The organism is Mesorhizobium sp. WSM4815 (assembly GCF_055811575.1).
In genome coordinates this window covers 1-230 of record NZ_JBVVQS010000006.1, presented here as the reverse complement: position 1 = coordinate 230, position 230 = coordinate 1, and the positions used below count along the sequence as shown (strand labels likewise).

1 protein-coding gene is annotated in these 230 nt (G+C 60.4%); it reads right to left on the bottom strand.

Annotated features, from left to right (window positions below; all coding sequences use genetic code 11):
* Positions 1 to 230, bottom strand: a 230-nt coding sequence (locus AC0L2B_RS00025; RefSeq protein WP_473743603.1) for a Kae1-like domain-containing protein, incomplete at both ends; no start/stop codon positions are given.

Genomic DNA, 230 nt, shown 5'->3' with positions numbered 1-230 from the left:
GAACTCAGGGCGGGCGTAGAACACATCACCCTTCATATCACCAAGCATCTTTTCCAATGAACTGCGCAACGCCTTGTTGGCGCTGACGCCACCGGCGATCACCAGGCGCTTCATGCCGGCCTGTTTCAGGGCACGCTTGCACTTGATGGTCAAAGTCTCCACCACGGCCTGCTGGAACGCCAGCGCGATGTCGCAACGGGCTTGCTCACTGTCGTCCCCGGCGCTGACAC